Here is an 18,906-nt window from a genome sequence, read left to right as displayed (position 1 = left end):
GTGCGGTCAGAGCCGACTGTAGCGGCGGGCCACGATGCGCTTTGATCGATATTTGTCGATTGACAGTTTCGATTCCCAGGTGCACGCTAAGTGTTATACGACCGACGCCGGATGCGGGACCAAGGGCAGCCCCGCATCCGTCCCGGCGCCGTGGTGCGCCGGGTGACCTGTGGGAAGCCGGGCCGCCATCCCCCGCCGTCGCATCGTGGGCCGCGCCCGCGCGCCGGTTCCCCCTTCCCCAGGAGTGACAAGCATGAAGATCAGAAATACTCTGCTGCTGGCCGTGGCCGTCTCGCTGAGCCTGGTCGGTCTCGCCCTGCCGGCGGCCCGGCCCGCCTTCGCGGCCGCGCTGACCGAGGTGACGAACTTCGGCAGCAACCCGGGCGGGATGCGCATGCACATCTACGTCCCCGACGCGCGCCCGGCCGCTCCGCCGATCGTGGTGGCCATGCACGGCTGCGGGGGTTCCGGCCCCGGCTTCTACTCGGGCAGCGAGTTCGCCGCGCTGGCCGACCGGTACGGGTTCATCGTGATCTACCCGTCCGCGATGCAGGAGGCCGGCTTCGGCCGGTGCTTCGACACCTGGTCGGCGGCGGCCAAGCAGCGCAACGGCGGCAGCGACCCGGTCTCGATCGCCTCGATGGTGGCCTACGCCGGCCGCCAGTACGGCGGCGACCAGAACCGGGTGTACGCCACGGGCAGCTCGTCCGGCGGCATGATGACCCAGCACATGCTCGCCCTCTACCCCGACCTGTTCAAGGCCGGCGCCGCCTTCATGGGTGTGCCGTTCAACTGCTTCGCCAACGCGGCGGACTACCCGCCCGGCGGCCAGTGCACCGGCGGCAGCATGAACCGCACGCCGCAGCAGTGGGGCGACGCGGTCCGCCAGGCTTCGCCGGGCTACACCGGCGCTCGTCCCCGGGTGCAGCTGTGGCACGGCACCAACGACACGCTCGTGCCGTACTCGCTGCTGCAGGAGTCGATCGAGCAGTGGACCAACGTGTTCGGGCTGAGCCAGTCGCCCTCGTCCAGCGACACCCCGCAGGCGAACTGGAACCGCCGCCGCTACGCCGACGCGACGGGCACCGTCCAGGTCGAGGCGTACAGCATCCAGGGCGCCGGGCACAGCCTGCCCGGCAGCGGAATGGCGGCCTCCGCCATCGCGTTCTTCGGCCTCACCGCCGCACCTCCGTCCACCCCGCCGACCACACCACCGTCGACCCCGCCCTCGACCCCGCCGTCGACGCCGCCGTCGAGCCCGCCCGCGGGCGGGACGTGCCGGGTCGCCGCCACGATCAACGCCTGGAACACCGGCCTGACCGCGGCCATCACCATCACCAACACCGGTGCCACCGCCGTCAACGGCTGGTCGCTGACCTTCACGCTGGCCGGCGGCCAGACCATCACCTCCGGCTGGAACGCCACCTACTCCCCCGCCGCAGGCCAGGTGACAGCGCGCAACGTCGGCTACAACGCCGTCATCGCCCCCAACGCCTCGGTCAGCGTCGGCTTCCAGGCCACGCACACCGGCAACGCCGCCGGGCCGGCCTCGTTCAGCCTCAACGGCACGCCCTGCACGGTCCCAGCCTGAACCGACGTACAAGGAGAAGATCTTCGATGGCGAGAAAAACCTGGCTACGCCGGCGCCTGGCGGCGGCCGTCGCCGCCGCGGCGATGACGATCGTCGCGGGAGCGGTCGGCCTGACCGGCGGCACCGCGTCGGCCGAGCCGGCCACCGCCCTGGCCGCGACCGCAGGCTGCGGCAAAACACCGACCCTGCGCGACGGCACCTACACCATCCAGAGTGGCGGGCAGTCCCGCTCCTACATCCTGCGGCTGCCCGGCAACTACACCAGCAGCCGGTCCTACCGGCTCGTCGTCGGGCTGCACTGGCTCAACGGCAGCGCCAACGACGTGGTCGGCAACGGCTTCTACGGCCTGCAGCAGCGCGCCGCCGACAGCGCCATCTTCGTGGCGCCCCAGGGCCTCGACGCGGGCTGGGCCAACACCGGCGGCCGCGACGTCACCCTGGTCGACGACATCCTGCGGGTGGTGGAGAACGACCTCTGCGTCGACACCTCGCAGCGCTTCGCGCTGGGCTTCAGCTACGGCGGCGCGATGAGCTACGCCCTGGCCTGCGCCCGGCCCACCGTGTTCCGGGCGGTCGCCCCGATCGCCGGGGCGAACCTCAGCGGCTGCTCCCCGGGCACCCAGCCGGTCGCCTACTTCGGGATCCACGGCATCCGCGACAGCGTCCTGAACATCTCGGCGGGCCGGTCCATCCGGGACACCTTCGTCCGCGCCAACGGCTGCACGGCGCAGAACCCACCGGAGCCGGCGCAGGGCAGCGGCACCCACATCACCACGGCGTACGCGGGATGCCGGGCCGGATATCCGGTCCAGTGGGCCGCGCACGACGGTGACCACGTCCCGCTGCCGACCGACCGCAACGCCTCGACGTCCTGGGTCTCCGCCGAGGTGTGGCAGTTCTTCACCCAGTTCGGCAGCACCACGCCGCCGTCGACCCCGACACCCGGCCCGACGACTCCCGCACCGAGCACCCCGCCGCCGGGCGGTTCGGCGACCTGCCGCGCCACCGCGGCCGTCAACGCCTGGAACACCGGCCTGACCGCGAACATCACCGTCACGAACACCGGCAGCGCCGGCCTGAACGGCTGGACGCTCGCCTTCACCCTGCCCTCGGGCCAGACCATCACCGGCGGCTGGAACGCCACCTACGCCCCGGCATCGGGACGGGTCACGGCGACCAACGTCAGCTACAACGCGAGCCTGGCGCCCGGCGCGTCGGTCAGCTTCGGCTTCCAGGCCACCCACACCGGCAACAGCGGACCCCCGACCGGGTACGCCCTCAACGGCTCCACCTGCACCACCGCCTGACCGGCACGCTCGCGGTACCTACCGGGGTGGACGGCGGCGCCACGGCGCGCCGTCCACCTCGGCCGCGAAAGATGCGCACTCAGTTGTGCGGCAAATGGGGTATCGACCATTGCACCGGGGGCCACCCGGGCACCGTGAGCCGGGACCCGAGCGCCGCGATGGTTACGTCGCCCCACCAGTGCCGCACCAGGAAGCGGTACACCGCAGGCGGCCCCGCACCGTGCCCGGGCCGTACGGGTCGTGCGGTGAGGGTGACCATTTCCATGTCGCTGCCGACCACGACCGCAGCCGCCGGGTCGGCTCCCCGGGCCAGCGGCAGGTAGGTCTTGCGCCAGGCCTGACACTGCCGGTGCAGCATCGCCGGAAAGTCGGCATCGGCCGGCTCCACCGCGGCCAGCCGCGCGGCGCGCGCGTCGTCGTTGCCGCTGCGCACCGACACGAGGTAGAGCTGGGACACGGCGAGCCGCAGCTCGGGAGTCAGCGCACCCCACACCGCGCCGTCCGCTGTGCCGCGGTGCAGCAGGCGGATCCAGCTGAGGACGGTGTCCGGCCCGTTTCCCGGCCGGGCGACGGCGTCGCCGGCGGCGTGCCTGGGCATGCCGCCTCAGCAGCCCTGGTTGCGACGCTTGCCCGGGGTCAGCGTCCGCGCCGGCGGCCGGGCGGTGCAGGACTGGGCGGCAGGGGCGGCGGCGGTCAGCGCGGGTGCGCCGGTCAGGCCGTGGGCGACGGTCGCCACGAGGTCACGGAACCACCGGTGGGACGGATCGCGGGTGTGCGCGGGGTGCCACCACAGGGTCTCGGCCACCGGCGGCAGATCGAGCGGCACCTCCAGGACGCGCAGACCCGGCCCGGCGACCCGCTTCGCCAGCCGTTCCTGGATCAGGCAGACGTGGTCGCTGTCCCGGACCAGCTCCGGCAACAGGTGGTAGCTGCCGGCGGAGAACCGCGCCTCGGGTTCCAGACCGCGCGCCCGCAGATGCGCCAGCACCGGATGGTGAGTCCGCATGTCCTGGTGCACCACCCAGGAGACGGTGGCGAGCTTCTCCACGGTCAGCCCGCCGCCGACGGCCGGGTTGTCCGTTGCCGCCAGGCACACCCACCGGTCGTCGAAGAGGGTCGTCGCCGACATTCCGGCCGGCGCGACGCTGCGCGGCAGGACAAGCCCGTCGAACGAGCAGGTAGGACTCCACGCGGTCACCGCCGCGCAGTCCGCGGGCAGCCGGTCCAGGCGCAGGCCGGCGAGCGGCGCCGCCTGCCTGACCGCCCGGATCAGGAGCGGGCCCAGCACCGCGGCCGCATAATCGGACACGAGCAGCACGAACTCGCGCTCACAGGCCGCCGGGTCGAAGCCCGGCGCGGCGGTGAAGGTCTGCTCGACCAGGGCCATGGCCGCGGCGGAGGCCGACCGCAGGGCCGCACCCAACGGGGTCAGCTCGTAGCTGTTGCCGACCCGGACCAGGAGCTGATCGTCGAAGTGCCGGCGGAGCCGGGCGAGGGCGTCACTCATCGCGGGCTGGCTCAGGCCGAGCCGCCGCCCGGCCCGGGTGACGTTGCGCTCGGCCAGCAGGGCGTCGAGGGCGGCCAGCAGGTTCAGATCGATGCCCGGGCTTCTCATGCGGATCCCGGGTTCAGAGCCCGGGCCCGGCGCGGAAACTCTGCGCCGTTGCCGGGGGACGCCTGCCGAGCAGCAGACGCGACCCGTCAGCGGTGACATAGCGGTCGGGAAGGTTGCCGGCCCGCAGCAGGAAATCCGCGCCCGAGCCGACCCGCTGCGGGCAGAAGGTCGCGTCGGCCGCGAACTGCCGCGACGATTCCCGGGGCTGCAGCACCAACTCGAACTGCTGGTGGCGGACGAACCACCCCGGGAAGTTCACCGCCTCCAGCGACGCGCACTGGCGATCCGCCAGGCCACGGTGGAGCACGAAGGTGGCGTCGGCCGGCGCGGGAGCCGGACTGCGCGGGCCGATCGGGTCGAGCCTCATCCGGAAGTTCTGGTGCCGGAGCCGAACGTTCGGCGAACCGGTGACCACGAGGCTCAGGCGGCTGCCCGGCGCCGGCAGCAGCCGGACGGCCGTGCGGCTCGGCGTGCCGCTGGGTGAGGAATGCCGAGCCACCGGCAGCGGGCTGCCGGCGGCCTTGACGGTCGGCAGGGGGGAAAGGGACGGCAGGGCGGACGGTGGTGCGGACTGCACGGGGATGGGAACCGGCCATTGCTGGACCGTCGGCGGGGCTATCCATGCCCGCGCCGAATGGTCCTGGCCGGTTCCGTCCGACCGGCGATCGATCACAATCACCAGCGCCATCGCCACCATCGCGAGCGCGGCCCCGGCGGCGATGACGGTCGGGCCGCTCGGCGGCCCGGGTGACCAGCCGGGCCTGGAGCTGCTGCGACGCGGGGAACCCGGCTGTTGATAGGACATGAAGTGTCTGTCTCCCGGATGCCGGCCGTCATCACGGCCACGCCAGAAAAGCAATGCCCGGCCATATTCCGGGAAAAAGCGCCGGAAAGCAAGAGACATGATCACTTGTGAGCGGTATCAGCCGAGTCGATCCGATCCATCGACGAAACCGATACCCGGGGTGTTCACCACTGGGCGCGGTGGTGAAGAATGGAATCGGTTGCCGTTGCAGAATGCGGCACCGGAACGCTCACCTTTGCGTCCAGCGTTGATTCGCGCCGCCGGTGCAGGTCCACAGGATGACGGCGCTGCCGTTGGCGGTGGCGTTGCCGTTGACGTCCAGGCACAGCCCGGACTGGACATTGCGGATCGTCCCGTCGGTGTTGAGATTCCACCCCTGGTTGGCGCCGCCGGAGCAGTCCCACAGCTGCGCCTTGGCGCCGGCGGTGGCGTTGGTGGGCGAGTCGAGACACTTGCCGACGGACTGCAGTGTCTGGCCGGTGCGGGTCCAGCGCTGGTTGGCGGCGCCGCTGCAGTCCCAGATGATCGGCTGGACGCCGTTGGTGGTGCTGCCGTTCGGCACGTCGAGGCAGCGCCCGGAGGCGACGCCGACCAGTGCCCCGCTCGTGCCGGTGCCGCCGGGATCCCCGATGGTGCCCGGGACCGAGCGCAGGGCTCCGTACCAGGCGGCGGCCATCTTGTCGTAGCCGCCGGCGGTGGGGTGGATGCCGTCGATCAGGTCGGCGGCGGTCAGGGCGGCATGCATGTCCACGAGGTGCACCCGCTTGCCGGCGGCCACCTTGTTCTGCACGATGCCGGGCAGGGCGGCGTTGAAGGACCGGACCGCCGTCTCCTGGCTCGGCGCGGACAACGGGATCAGCGTCGCCACGAACACGTCGGCCGAGGGCGCGGCGGCGGTGATGTGGTCGATCAGCGCGGACAGCCGGCTCGGCGCCCCGGCGACGTTGTAGTTCTGCAGGATGTCATTGGTGCCGATGTGCAGCAGGACGGTCCGCGGGGTGGTGGCGCGCACCCAGCCGGTGACGCTGCCGTCGATCTGATCGATCCGCCAGCCCGGGTGGCCCTCGTGATCGTGGTCGCCGAGCGCGCCCGGCCCGTTGAACTGCGAGCCGACAAGGTCGACGCGGTAACCGGCGGCCGCCATGCGCTGCCACAGGCCGATCCGGTATCCGCCGGGAACCTGGGTGCCCTCGGTGATCGAGTCGCCGAGCGGCATGACCCGGACGCCGCCGTTCGACTCGGCCGCGGCGGCACCGGCCTGGACCACGGTGCCGGCCGCGGCGAGCGCGGCGGTCAGCAGCGCCGCCATCATCCATCGTCTTCTGGTCATGAACGTGTGCCTTCTTTCAGCGGGTGGGACATCTTCCCGGCCGGCGGGCCCGGCTCGCGCCGAGCCCGCCGGTGGAACGGACCTGCGTCAGGTCACTATCGCTGCCGGGTGAGCAGGCCCGGCCGGTACGGCAGGAGCCCGTAGTCGCCGCCGGAACTCGGTGACCGGCCCTGGTAGAGCAGTTGCAGGTTGCACGGGTCGATGGTCATGGTCTGATCGGCGCTGGTGCGGATCAGCTCGCCGTGGCTGATGTCGTTGGTCCAGGTCGCGCCGCTGTTGGCTTTGCCGGCGAAGGGGTTGCTCTCGGTCGCCGCCTGCGGGGTCCACGAGCCGTTCAGGCTGCTGGCCGTGAACGAGCGGAAGTAGCGGCCGTTCGCACCGATCGCTTCGACGATCATGAGGTACTGGTTCTGGCCCTGGACCTTGTAGACCTGGGGCGCCTCGAACAGGTTGTTCGTGCTGTCACTCATGATCGTGGTGTACGACGAGCCGAAGTTGCCGGGGAAGTTCCCGATCGGCATGCTCGCCCGGTAGATCTTGCCGTTGTCGCCGGCGAAGAACAGGTACATGTTCGTGCCGTCACCGATGACGGTCTGGTCGATGGGTCCGGTGCCGGAACCGGTGATGCTCCCGGTGAACAGCGGCTGGGCGGCCGACCACCCGTTGGCGTTGGTGGGGTCGCTGGAGGTGCGGTAGGAGAACGCGGTCGGGCCCCACTGGTAGGTGAGGACCCAGATGTTCTTCGGGGCGAAGTAGAACAGCGACGGCGCGACGGTGGCCGACGACATCGCGTTCTGGCTGGCCGAGCCGAGCTCGGAGAAGCTGTTGACCAGGCCGAAGTTCATCGACCCCCAGGTGCTCCCGGTGTCATGGGTGGTGGCGTAGACCAGCTGCTTGCCGTTGTACGGGGCGGTGGTGAAATCCTTGAGCGACACCCAGCCCGACCGCGGGTTGGCCAGCGACCCGGTCGAGGTCCAGCGGTACGACGACGGCAGCGTGCAGGAGCCGGACGGCGGTGGCGTGGTCGGCGTCGTGGGAGTGGTTCCGCCGACCCGGACCAGTTGCCACTGCTGGTTGGTGCCGTTCCAGTCGGCGTACTGCACGATGTTGCCGCCGTCGGCGGTGGAGGCGCCCTGCACTTCCAGGGCCTTGCCGCTGTTACGGTTGATCAGCTGCACGTAGCCGTCGATGTCCTGCAGGCTGAACTGCTGGTTGGCGGCGTTGTTGTCGGTCCACTGCACGACCGCGGCGCCGTCGGCGGTGGACCAGTTGTAGACGTCCAGGACCTTGCCCGACAACCGCGACTTGAGCCGGTAGAAACCACCACCGGAGTCGACGAACTGCCACTGCTGCTGGCTGCCGTCGTTGCGGGTCCACTGGGTGATCCGGGCACCGTCGGTCGTGGCCAGGTTGTACACGTCCAGCGCCTTGCCGCTGTTGCGGTTGACCAGGATGTATGAGGCTGCGGTGTCGATGGTCGCGGCCGAGGCGGCCGGGGCGTTCACGATCGTGAGCAGGCCGGCGGTCAGCGCGGTCAATGCTGCGGTGGTCACCGCCAGCCATCTGCGGCGTCGGGTCGGGTGTTTTTGCACGGATTTCCTCCGGGGTGGTGGGCTGGTGGTTGCGCTGGGACGGCGAGCTCGCTACCGGCTGAGGGATGGGTCGCCGGCCTTCTGATTGCAGCTTTTGGCTGGGGGGTCACCTTCTGGTGCGGGGTCTGGCTTCCGCGCTGTGGTTGAGCCGGGCGGTTTTGTCGGGCAGGCCAGGCTTTGGTGGTGGTCAAGCGAACATTCCGCGCCGGTTGCGGTCAGCAGGCTGCGGGTGGGTGGTGGGTGGTGGGTGGCGCGGGGCCGGGCGGGCGGGCGGTTGGGGTCACGGGGTTGTCAGGTCGAAGCGGGGGACGGTGACTGAGCCGCCCAGGGCTTGGGTGGCGTAGTTGAAGATGCCGAAGCGGTAGCCCATGAAGAACTGCCAGTTGTTGTTGAGCGTGAAGGCCGGGCCCAGCGTGGTGAACGTGCTGCCGTTGGTGCTGTAGGAGAACGTCGCTGTGCGGCCGGCGCCGGGTTGGATGTTCGCGGTCGCCCGCAGCCAGATCGTGCCGCCCGAGACGGCCGCGCCGGCGGCCTCGGCGCCGGTGCCGGTGGTGGTCCAGCCGCTGGTCGACATCGTCAGCCCGTTGGTCATCGAGACGCGGGTGGTGCCGTTGTCCTTGCGGATGCCGATCCAGGCCGAGGAGTCACGCAGCAGGGCCAGCCCGGCCCGGTCGCCGTTGGCCATCGCCGAGTAGTTCAGCTCGATCGTGGACGTGGAGGTGGGGCCCTGGATCCGGTGCGTCAGCGTGTTGCGGGCGTTGTAGAGGTCGTTCGTGACGGTCGCGGTGGACAGCCGCAGCCCGTTGCCGACGCTGAACCGCGCGGTGTCCGGGTTGTGGTTCCACTCCCAGCGGGGCGCCAGGGTGCTGCCGGTGAAGGTGTCCGGGCCGGTCATCGGCTGCACGGTCCTGGTCGTGCTGATGGCGGGCTTCGGGTAGCTGGCGCCCCAGCGGCCGTTGACGGTCTGCAGCACCGGCCAGCCGTCGCCGCTCCAGGTGATCGGGGCCAGCGTGGGCATCCGGCCGCCGGGGTAGGCGTCGGTGAACGCCATGTACCACCAGTCGCCGTTCTGGGTCTGCACCAGGCCGCCCTGGTGCGGGACCCCGCCGCCGGAGATCGGACCGGGCAGGTCCAGCAGGACCTGACGCTGCTCGTACGGGCCCCACGGGCTGGTCGACCGCAGCACGTACTGGCCGTTGGCCGGGCGGGTCAGCCAGATGTAGTAGTAGGCGCCCCGCTTGTACATGCGGGAGCCCTCCAGGGTGCCGATGCTCGACGGGGTCTGGTAGACCGTCTGCGACCGCACCTCCGAGGTCAGATCGGCGGAGAGCTGGGCGACGCTGATCGTGCCGTTGCCGTACGCCACGTACGGGGTGTCGTTGTCGAACAACAGCCCGGCGTCGTAGTAGCACTTGTTGATCCGGGCCTTCTTGCTCCAGCCGGCCCCGACCGAGGTGGCGGTGTAGACGTAGGTGCGGTTGAACTCGGTGCAGCCCAGCCAGTAGTAGGTGCTGTTGCTGGGCCGGTAGTTGAACGCCGAGGCCCAGATGCCCTTGACGTAGGCCCGGCCGCCGGAGAGGTCGTAGGCGCCGGAGTCGAAGTCCAGCCGCGGCACCGAGTGCCCGGCGTACTCCCAGTTGACCAGGTCGTAGGAGCGCAGGATCGGCGCGCCGGGCGAGTAGTGCATCGTCGACGCCGAGTAGTAGTAGGCGTCGCCGACCCGGATGATGTCGCCGTCGGCGAAGTCCTGCCAGACCACCGGGTTGGTGAAGGTCCCGGTCGCCGGCGGCGTGGTCGGTCCGGTGGTGGGCGTTCCGGAGCCGACCCGGACCAGTTGCCATTGCTGGTTGGTGCCGTTCCAGTCGGCGTACTGCACGATGTTGCCGCCGTCGGCGGTGGAAGCGCCCTGCACTTCCAGGGCCTTGCCGCTGTTACGGTTGATCAGCTGGATGTAGCCGTCGATGTCCTGGATGCTGAACTGCTGGTTGGCGGCGTTGTTGTCGGTCCACTGCACGACCGCGGCACCGTCGGCGGTGGACGCGTTGGAGACGTCCAGGACCTTGCCGGAGAGCCGCGACTTGAGCCGGTAGAAACCGCCGCCGGAGTCGATGAACTGCCACTGCTGCTGATTGCCGTCGTTGCGGGTCCACTGGGTGATCCGGGCACCGTCGTTGGTGGCGAGGTTGTACACGTCCAGCGCCTTGCCGCTGTTGCGGTTGACCAGCACGTACCAGGCGGCCGGGTCCACCGTGGCGGCCGACGCGGCCGGGGCCGCGAGGACCGTGACCGCCACGCCCGTCATGAGCGCGAGAATGGCGGCAATCGCCCAATATCCGCGCCGCCACCGCGTTGTCCGGAATGTGTCGCGTGCAGTCACTTGCCGCTCCTCGCCGTGAGTTCGCCGAGATAGTTAACGTTCACATTTTTGCCGTTACCGCGTGGTCCGAGGTTCGGGCATTCAAGGTTGCCAATGTTGCCAGAGTGTTTCCGCCGGCTCAAGAGAAAGGGCTGCCCGAAATGCGGTGACCATCCGGGCAGGCCCGTCGTAACACTTTTCCCTACCTCGAACTCCACCTGTATGAGAACGATTCCGTCCCGGGAAAGTGTTACGGAACATCGATTCCCGGAGTCGTCGGATCGCCGCCGAAAGGAGCACAGATCGAGCGTCCCGCCGATCTCCGATCCGTTCGACCGGCGTCGGTGGCGAGCACACCGAAGGCCGGCAGCGGAGCCCTCATCGGTCCGCGCCTACGATGGCGGCATGCTGAGGGTGTTCTCGGTGGCGTACTGGGCGTTCATCGGGGTCACCTGCCCGGTGTTCTTCGCCGGTGCGGTGCTGGTGTGGCTGGTCACGGCGCCGTTCGACCGGCGCCGGGTGGCGTTGCACCTCTACTCGTCGGCGTGGGCGGGGTTCTACGTCTACGTCAACCCGCTGTGGCGGCTGCGGGTGCGCGGCCGCGACCGGCTGCCCTGGCACGGCGCCGCGGTGCTGGTCGCCAACCACGCCTCGCTGATCGACATCCTGGTGCTGTTCACGCTGTTCCGGCCGTTCAAGTGGGTCTCCAAGCAGGAGATCTTCCGGGTGCCGGTGATCGGCTGGAACATGCGCCTCAACGGCTACGTGCCGGTGGTGCGCGGCAGCGGGCCGTCGGTGCGCCGGATGATGGAGTCCTGCCACCGGCTGCTCGACGCCGGCTCGCCGCTGATGATGTTCCCCGAGGGCCGGCGCACCGCCGACGGCACCCTGCAGCCGTTCAAGGACGGCGCGTTCGATCTGGCGGTGCGCCACGGCGTGCCGGTCTTCCCGATCGCGGTGCACGGCACCGGGCGGGCGCTGCCGCGCGAGGGGCTCGTGCTGCGGGAGCAGATCAGCGCGCGGGTCGAGGTGCTGCCGCCGCTCGCGCCGGCGGATTTTCCCGACGCGTACGCCCTGCGGGACGCGGCCCGCGCGGCGATCGCGAGCGCGCTCACCGGGCCGTGAGGATCGCGCACTTTTCTGACCGGTGCGGTGACCCGCCGGATCAGGCGTGGGCGACGCCGGCGATCTGGGTGTTGAACGGGACGAACGGCGTGTGCAGCCGGTACGGCTCGAGGTCGACCCGGGCGAACCCGGCGGCGCGCAGCACGCCGGCCAGGTCCCGTTCGCACGAGCACCCCTCGAAGGTCCACGCCCACGGCCGGCGCAGTGCTCGCTGGAGATGGCGGGTGGGCGTACCGGATCGGGCCGCGACGTGTTCCACGAAGCGGAAGGTGCCGCCCGGGCGCAGGATGCGACGGACCTCGGCCAGGACGCCGGCCGGGTCGGCCACCGTGCAGAGCACGAGCGAGGAGATCACGCTGTCCACGCTGCGGTCCGGGACGCCGGTGCGCTCGGCGGTGCGGTCGCGCAGGTCGAGGCGGACGCCGCGGCGCTCGGCGGCGGCCCGCAGCCGCCGGTGCATGGGCAGGTTGGGTTCGATGGCGACGAGCGTCGAGCCCGGTCGCAGGTAGCGCAGGTTGGCGCCCACCCCGGAGCCGAGCTCGACGACCGTCGGCGGCAGATCGGCGAACACGCGCCGCTTGTGCCGCCGCAGGTGCACCTCGAGGTAGGGGCCCAGCACGCTGAAGAACGCGGCGTTGAACGGTCCACGCCCGCGGTGCACCTCGAAGCCGGTCGCCGGCGCCGCGGTCAGATTGTTGTCGGTCACAGGAGTCCTCGCCTCGCTGGTCGGTACCCAGCACTCTGCGCCGAACCCGGCGGCCTGTCAGGCGGGGAACTACCTCATTCCGCGGGCGCTGTACCACGCGGCGATCTGGGCCCGGGAGCGGAAGCCCAGGCGCAGGCGGATGCGTTCGACGTGTCCCTCGGCCGAGCGCTCGTTGATGCCCAGGCGGGTCGCGATCTCGCGGTTCGTGCACCCCTGGCTCACCAGGTCGGCCACCTCGTGCTGGCGGGCGGTCAGCCCGTCGGTGCGGCGCCGCGGGACGGGCAGGCCGAGGAACCGGCGGACCACACGCACCAGTTCGTCCCGGTCGCCCGCGTACGGGAGGTGCGATCGGCCGGGCAGCAGCACCAGCCGGGCGTCGCCGATGCCGGCGGCCAGGGCCTCGGCCTGCGCGACCGGTGCCGCACGGTCGCCGGTGCGGTGCACCACCAAGGTGGGCGCCCGCACCTGAGCGAGGCGGTCGCCGACGTCGAGTTCGTAGCTCAGCGCCAGCAGCGCGCGGGCGGTCGCGGCGGTCGAGCACGCGCGCTGGTAGCGGGCTAGCTCGGCACGGGTCGGGCGGTCGGCGTCGGGGGCGAAGATGTCGGTCAGCACGTCCGAGCCCAGGCCCCAGTGCGCCTCGACCAGGCCCAGGACGTGATCGCGGACGGCCGGCGGGGACAGGTCGCCGCCGCGCACCCAGCCGCCGTAGAGCACCAGCCGCCGTACGGTCCCGGGGTGGGCCGCGGCCACCGGGGCGCCCATCGACGTGCCCATCAGGTCGAACGGCTCGTCCAGCGTCGCGGCGACCGCGGCCAGCTGCTCGAGTTCGGACTCCAGCGACGGCGGGCGGGCCACGGGCGCCGACAGCCCGGTCCCGGCGCGGTCGTAGCGGACGAGCCGGCAGCCCTGCGCCAGCGCCTCGTAGAGCGCCCGTTCGGCCGGCAGCTCCCAGCTCAGCCGGAGGTGGGTGAGCCAGCCCATCACGTACACCAGCGGCCGGCCGGCACCGACCGTGGCGTACGCCACGGTGGCGCCGCCGGCGGACACCACCTGAGCGAGCCGCTGGCGCACCGGGCGATTGTCGCGCACGAGCGCTACGCGGTCGCGGTCCGCCGCCGGATCTGGGACGGCGCCGAGGCACGTCTGAGGAACGCGCGTCCCGGCCGGGAGGGACCACCGGCCCGCCAGCTGGCGACCACCGGCCCTCCAGCCGGCGCTCTCGGGCGGTAATGCTGAACTCACCCTCGGCCGAGGAGGAGAGTCATGACCGCCGAGCGACACGACATGACACCGCTGCCGGACCTGGCGCACGACCTCGCCCGCGGCGGGCCGGTCCGGACCCGCCGCCCGGTCTACCTCGACCTGCTCCCGCCCTGCAACGCCGGCTGTCCGGCCGGCGAGAACATCCAGGCCTGGCTCGGCCTGGCCCAGGCCGGCGAGCACGAGCGCGCCTGGCGGGTGCTGGTCGCCGACAACCCGATGCCGGCGATCCACGGCCGGGTCTGCTACCACCCGTGCGAGACCGTCTGCAACCGCGCCGAGCTGGACAGCCCGGTGTCGGTGCACGCGGTGGAGCGGTTCCTCGGCGACCTCGCGATCGAGCGGGGCTGGTCCTTCGAGGTGCCGCCGCCCACCGGCAAGCGGGTGCTGGTGATCGGCGCCGGGCCCAGCGGGCTGTCGGCGGCCTACCACCTCGCCCGGCTGGGCCACCAGGTCGAGATCCACGACGCCGGGCCGGAGCCGGGCGGCATGATGCGGTACGGGATCCCCGCCTACCGCCTGCCGCGTGACGTGCTCGCCGCCGAGATCAACCGGATCCGCGCGCTGGGCGTCCGGATCGTCGGTGACCATCCGGTGCACGACCTGGCCGCCGAGCGCCGGGACGGCCGGTTCGACGCGGTCTTCGTCGCGGTCGGCGCGCACCTGTCCCAGCGGGTCGACATCCCGGCCCGCGAGGCCGGCCGGATCGTCGACGCGGTCGGCTTCCTGCGCAGCGTGGCGTCCGGCGACCGGCCCGCGATCGGCCGGCGGGTGGCGGTGTACGGCGGCGGCAACACCGCCATGGACGCGGCCCGGGTGGCCAAGCGGCTCGGCGCCGAGGAGGCGCTGATCATCTACCGGCGTACCCGCGGGCAGATGCCGGCGCACGCGGAGGAGGCCGACGAGGCCGAACGCGAGGGCGTGCGGATCAACTGGCTGCGCACCATCCAGGCGTTCGACGGGCCCGCGCTCACCGTCGAGGTGATGGAGCTCGACGACGCCGGGCGGCCGGTGCCCACCGGCCGGACCGAGACGCTCAGCGCCGACACCGTCATCCTAGCGGTCGGCCAGCGCGCCGACACCGCGTTCCTGCGTGGCCTGCCCGGGGTGGAGTTCACCGCCGAGGGCACCGTGGTGGTGTCGGCGTCGTTCATGACCGGCTGCCCGGGCGTGTTCGCCGGCGGCGACATGGTCCCCGCGGAGCGGACGGTCACCGTCGGCGTCGGACACGGCCGCACGGCGGCCCGGCACATCGACGCCTACCTGCGCTCCGGCGTCTTCCTGACGCCGGAGGCGCGCACGCCGGTGAGCTTCGAGCAGCTGCACCCGTGGTACTTCGGCGACACCGGCCGGCGGCACCAGCCGCACCACGACCCCGCGGCCCGCGACGGCGACTTCACCGAGATCGTCGGTGGTCTCGACGCGACCGCCGCCCGCTACGAGGCGGGCCGGTGCCTGTCCTGCGGCACGTGCTTCGAGTGCGACGGCTGCCTCGGCGCGTGCCCCGAGGATGCGGTGATCAAGCTGGGACCGGGCAACCGCTACCGGTTCGACTACGACCGGTGCACCGGCTGCGCCACCTGCTTCGAGCAGTGCCCGGTGCACGCCATCGAGATGGTGCCGGAGGCGACGTCATGACCAGGGCGATGGTGGACGGCAACGAGGCCGCGGTGTCGGTCGCGTACCGGCTCAACGAGGTCTGCTGCATCTATCCGATCACGCCGTCCTCGCCGATGGCCGAGCTGGCCGACGAGTGGGCCACCGCCGGCCGGGCGAACCTCTTCGGCTCGGTGCCGACGGTGGTGGAGATGCAGAGCGAGGGCGGCGCCGCCGGTGCGCTGCACGGCGCGCTGCAGAGCGGCGCGCTGACGACCACCTTCACCGCCTCCCAGGGCCTGCTGCTGATGATCCCGAACATGTACAAGATCGCCGGCGAGCTGACCCCCGCGGTCCTGCACGTGGCAGCCCGGTCGCTGGCCGCGCAGGGCCTGTCAATCTTCGGTGACCACTCCGACGTCATGGCGGTACGCGCCACCGGCTTCGCCCTGCTCGCCTCGGCCTCGGTCCAGGAGGCGCACGACCTGGCGCTGGTCGCGCAGGCGGCGTCGTTGCGGACCCGGGTGCCGTTCGTCCACTTCTTCGACGGCTTCCGGACCTCGCACGAGCTGTCCACGATCGAGCTGCTGGACGACGACGACCTGCGTGCCCTCGTACCGGCCGAGCTGGTCCGGGCGCACCGGGCCCGGTCGCTGTCGCCCGAGCGGCCGGTCATCCGGGGCACCGCGCAGAACCCGGACGTCTACTTCCAGGGCCGGGAGACGGTCAACAGGTTCTACGAGCGGGTGCCCGGCGCGGTGCAGGACGCGATGGACGACCTGGCCCGGCGCACCGGCCGCCCGTACCGGCTGGCCGAGTACCACGGCGACCCGCGGGCCGAACGGGTGATCGTGGTCATGGGATCGGGGGCGCAGACCGTCCAGGAGACGGTGGACCACCTGGTCGCCTCGGGTGAGCGCGTCGGCGTGCTGCAGGTGCGGCTGTTCCGCCCGTTCCCCGCTGCCGCCCTGGCCGCCGCCGTGCCGGCCACCGCCCGGCGGATCGCGGTGCTGGACCGGACGAAGGAGCCGGGGTCGCTGGGCGAGCCGCTCTTCCTCGACGTGCTCGCGGCGCTCGCGGAGAGCGGCCGCGCGAGCATGCCGACGGTGATCGGCGCCCGCTACGGCCTGGGCTCCAAGGAGTTCACCCCCGGCATGGCCGCCGGGGTGTTCGCCGAGCTCGGCCGGGACAAGCCGCGGGCCCGCTGCACGGTCGGCATCGTCGACGACGTGACCGGCACCAGCCTGCCGTACGACGACACGCTCGACATCGAGCCCGCCGGCACCGTGCGAGCGGTGTTCTACGGCCTCGGTTCGGACGGCACGGTCGGCGCCAACAAGAACACCATCAAGATCCTCGCCGCCGACCCGGCCGTGCACGCGCAGGGCTACTTCGTCTACGACTCGAAGAAGTCGGGCTCGATGACCGTGTCGCACCTGCGCTTCGGGCCGGCGCCGATCCGGGCGCCGTACCTGGTGCGCCGGGCCGAGTTCGTCGGCTGCCACCACCTGAGCCTGCTGGACCGGGTGGACGTGCTGGGCCGGGCCGCGGACGGCGCGACCGTGCTGCTCAACACCGCCACCCCGGCGGCCGCGGTGTGGGACAGCCTGTCCCGCCCGGTGCAGGAGCAGATCCTGGAGCGGAAGCTGAACGTGCACGCCGTCGACGCCGACCGGGTGGCGGCGGAGGCCGGGCTGGCCGGACGGGCCAACACGGTGCTGCAGACGTGCTTCTTCGCGCTCTCCGGCGTGCTGCCCAAGGACACCGCGATCGAGAAGATCAAGGCGAGCATCAGCAAGACGTACCGCCGCCGCGGCGCCGACGTGGTGGCGCGCAACCACGCGGCGGTGGACCGGGCGCTCGCCGCGCTGCACCGGGTGCCGGTGCCGGCCGCGGTCACCGCGACCCGTGACCTGCCGCCGGTCGTGCCCGACACGGCGCCGGCGTTCGTCCGGGAGGTCACCGCCACCATGATGGCGGGACGGGGCGACACGCTGCCGGTCAGCGCGCTGCCCGTCGACGGCACCTACCCCGGCGGCACCACCGCGTACGAGAAGCGCAACATCTCCGAGCTCGTCGCCGCATGGGACCCGCAGCTGTGCATCCAGTGCGGCACCTGCAGCGTCGTCTGCCCGCACAGCGTCATCCGGGCCAAGTTCTACGACCTCAAGGAGCTCGCCGGGGCGCCGGACGGGTTCCCCGCCGTGCCGTTGACCAACCGCGGCGTGCCGGACTCGCGGTTCACCCTGCAGGTCTACCCGGAGGACTGCACCGGGTGCGGCCTGTGCGTCGAGGCCTGCCCGGTCACGGCGCCGGGCGAGCCGGACCGCAAGGCGATCAACCTGGCGCCGCAGCAGCCGGACCTGACCGCCGCCCGGGCCCGGGTCGCGTTCTTCGAGTCGCTGCCGGTGGTGGACCGGGCCCGGGTGGACTTCGGCACCGTCCGCGGCGCCCAGTTCCTCCAGCCGCTGTTCGAGTTCTCGCTGGCCTGCGCCGGGTGCGGCGAGACGCCGTACCTGAAGATGCTGTCCCAGCTCTTCGGCGACCGGCTCATGGTGGCCAACGCGACCGGCTGCTCCTCCATCTACGGCGGCAACCTGCCGACGACGCCGTGGACCCACAACGCCGAGGGGCGCGGGCCGGCCTGGTCCAACTCGCTGTTCGAGGACAACGCCGAGTTCGGGCTCGGCTTCCGGCTCGCCGCCGACCTGCACCGCAAGCTGGCCACCGACCGGCTCGTCAGCCTGCGGGACCGGCTGGGCGCCGAGTTCGTCGACGCGGTGCTGACCGCGCCGCAGCGGCGTGAGTCCGAGTTCGCGGCGCAGCGGGCCCGGCTGGCCGACCTGAGCGCGCGCCTGGACACGCTGCCCGCCGGCGACCCGGCCGTCGCCGACCTCCGCAGCGTGCTGGACCACCTGGTCCGGCGCAGCGTGTGGATCGTCGGCGGCGACGGCTGGGCGTACGACATCGGCTCCGGCGGGCTGGATCACGTGCTGGCCAGCGGCCGCGACGTCAACGTGCTGGTGCTCGACACCGAGGTGTACTCCAACACCGGCGGGCAGATGTCCAAGGCCACCCCGCTGTCGGCGGTCGCCCGGTTCGCGGCCGGCGGCAAGCGCTCGCCCAAGAAGGACCTGGCCCTGCAGGCGATCGCCTACGGCAACGTGTACGTCGCCCGGGTCGCCCTGGGCGCCGATCCGCAGCAGACGTTGCGGGCCATGCGGGAGGCGGAGGCGTACGACGGGCCGTCGCTCATCATCGCCTACAGCCACTGCATCGCCCACGGCATCGACATGCGCGACGGCATGAACCAGCAGCACCGCGCCGTCGCCAGCGGGTACTGGCCGCTGGTCCGGTACGACCCGGTGCTGCGCGCCGCCGGCGGCAACCCGTTCCTGCTCGACTGCCCGAGGCCGCGCCTGGCCCTGACCGACTACACCGAACGGGAGTTGCGGTTCCGGCAGCTGCGCGACACCGACCCGGAGGAGGCGGCGCGGCTGGCCGTACTCGCCCAGGAGGCCGTCGACCAGCGCTGGCAGGTGTATGAAGAGATGGCTACCCGCGGCGCCGAGCACTTCCCGGCGGACGCCCGGTAGACCCGGTCCTGAAGGGACCTTCGGCCC

Annotated in this window: 13 protein-coding genes; 5 read left to right on the top strand and 8 right to left on the bottom strand. The window is 71.9% G+C overall.

The window, feature by feature from the left end; all coding sequences use genetic code 11:
- The first annotated feature begins 253 nt into the window (after positions 1 to 253).
- Both ACIBQZ_RS13045 and ACIBQZ_RS13040 read left to right on the top strand, forming a co-directional pair.
- The gene (locus ACIBQZ_RS13045; RefSeq protein WP_396088790.1) at positions 254 to 1,591 is read left to right on the top strand and encodes a PHB depolymerase family esterase; all 1,338 of its coding nucleotides are present in this window, start codon (positions 254 to 256) and stop codon (positions 1,589 to 1,591) included.
- 26 nt (positions 1,592 to 1,617) lie between these two features.
- The gene (locus tag ACIBQZ_RS13040) at positions 1,618 to 2,898 is read left to right on the top strand and encodes a cellulose binding domain-containing protein (protein WP_396088789.1); all 1,281 of its coding nucleotides are present in this window, start codon (positions 1,618 to 1,620) and stop codon (positions 2,896 to 2,898) included.
- A gap of 79 nt (positions 2,899 to 2,977) precedes the next feature.
- Here ACIBQZ_RS13040 and ACIBQZ_RS13035 read toward each other — a convergent pair whose 3' ends face one another.
- The 6 genes from ACIBQZ_RS13035 to ACIBQZ_RS13010 all read right to left on the bottom strand — a co-directional run bounded on the left by ACIBQZ_RS13035 (position 2,978) and on the right by ACIBQZ_RS13010 (position 10,542).
- A complete protein-coding gene (locus tag ACIBQZ_RS13035; RefSeq protein ID WP_396088788.1) occupies positions 2,978 to 3,496 on the bottom strand; it encodes a hypothetical protein in 519 nt (172 codons plus the stop codon).
- Positions 3,497 to 3,502: 6 nt separating this feature from the next.
- Entirely contained in the window at positions 3,503 to 4,513 is a 1,011-nt protein-coding gene (locus ACIBQZ_RS13030) for a LysR family transcriptional regulator (RefSeq protein WP_396088787.1), read from the bottom strand.
- A gap of 13 nt (positions 4,514 to 4,526) precedes the next feature.
- Complete coding sequence (locus ACIBQZ_RS13025; protein WP_396089130.1) at positions 4,527 to 5,417, bottom strand: AbfB domain-containing protein; 891 nt, start codon at positions 5,415 to 5,417, stop codon at positions 4,527 to 4,529.
- Positions 5,418 to 5,547: 130 nt separating this feature from the next.
- On the bottom strand, positions 5,548 to 6,648 hold the full coding sequence (locus tag ACIBQZ_RS13020) for a ricin-type beta-trefoil lectin domain protein (protein ID WP_396088786.1): 1,101 nt from the start codon (positions 6,646 to 6,648) through the stop codon (positions 5,548 to 5,550).
- A 95-nt stretch (positions 6,649 to 6,743) separates the two neighbouring features.
- Positions 6,744 to 8,201, bottom strand: a complete 1,458-nt coding sequence (locus tag ACIBQZ_RS13015) for a non-reducing end alpha-L-arabinofuranosidase family hydrolase (protein ID WP_396088785.1) — start codon at positions 8,199 to 8,201, stop codon at positions 6,744 to 6,746.
- Between the two features lie 319 nt (positions 8,202 to 8,520).
- Positions 8,521 to 10,542 (bottom strand): family 43 glycosylhydrolase, encoded by a 2,022-nt coding sequence (locus tag ACIBQZ_RS13010; protein WP_396088784.1) that lies wholly within the window; start codon positions 10,540 to 10,542, stop codon positions 8,521 to 8,523.
- A 459-nt stretch (positions 10,543 to 11,001) separates the two neighbouring features.
- On the opposite strand from ACIBQZ_RS13010, the gene ACIBQZ_RS13005 reads away from it, so the two are divergent.
- Positions 11,002 to 11,721: a lysophospholipid acyltransferase family protein gene (locus tag ACIBQZ_RS13005; protein ID WP_396088783.1), complete on the top strand. Its 720-nt coding sequence runs from the start codon at positions 11,002 to 11,004 to the stop codon at positions 11,719 to 11,721.
- Positions 11,722 to 11,761: 40 nt separating this feature from the next.
- Here ACIBQZ_RS13005 and ACIBQZ_RS13000 read toward each other — a convergent pair whose 3' ends face one another.
- Together ACIBQZ_RS13000 and ACIBQZ_RS12995 are read right to left on the bottom strand one after the other, a co-directional pair.
- A complete protein-coding gene (locus ACIBQZ_RS13000; RefSeq protein ID WP_396088782.1) occupies positions 11,762 to 12,427 on the bottom strand; it encodes a class I SAM-dependent methyltransferase in 666 nt (221 codons plus the stop codon).
- A gap of 69 nt (positions 12,428 to 12,496) precedes the next feature.
- Positions 12,497 to 13,498 carry an alpha/beta fold hydrolase gene (locus ACIBQZ_RS12995; protein WP_396088781.1) on the bottom strand — a complete coding sequence of 334 codons (1,002 nt, stop codon included), beginning with the start codon at positions 13,496 to 13,498 and terminating at the stop codon, positions 12,497 to 12,499.
- Positions 13,499 to 13,690: 192 nt separating this feature from the next.
- On the opposite strand from ACIBQZ_RS12995, the gene ACIBQZ_RS12990 reads away from it, so the two are divergent.
- Positions 13,691 to 15,325: an NAD(P)-binding protein gene (locus tag ACIBQZ_RS12990; protein WP_396088780.1), complete on the top strand. Its 1,635-nt coding sequence runs from the start codon at positions 13,691 to 13,693 to the stop codon at positions 15,323 to 15,325.
- The gene (nifJ, locus tag ACIBQZ_RS12985) at positions 15,322 to 18,879 is read left to right on the top strand and encodes a pyruvate:ferredoxin (flavodoxin) oxidoreductase (protein ID WP_396088779.1); all 3,558 of its coding nucleotides are present in this window, start codon (positions 15,322 to 15,324) and stop codon (positions 18,877 to 18,879) included. Before ACIBQZ_RS12990 ends, nifJ begins: the two co-directional genes overlap by 4 nt.
- The last annotated feature ends 27 nt before the right edge of the window (positions 18,880 to 18,906 follow it).

It is taken from the genome of Actinoplanes sp. NPDC049599 (genome assembly GCF_044465625.1).
Lineage (GTDB): Bacteria > Actinomycetota > Actinomycetes > Mycobacteriales > Micromonosporaceae > Actinoplanes.
Note: the sequence above shows the minus strand (reverse complement) of the source record. Positions and strands in the feature narration are given on the sequence as shown.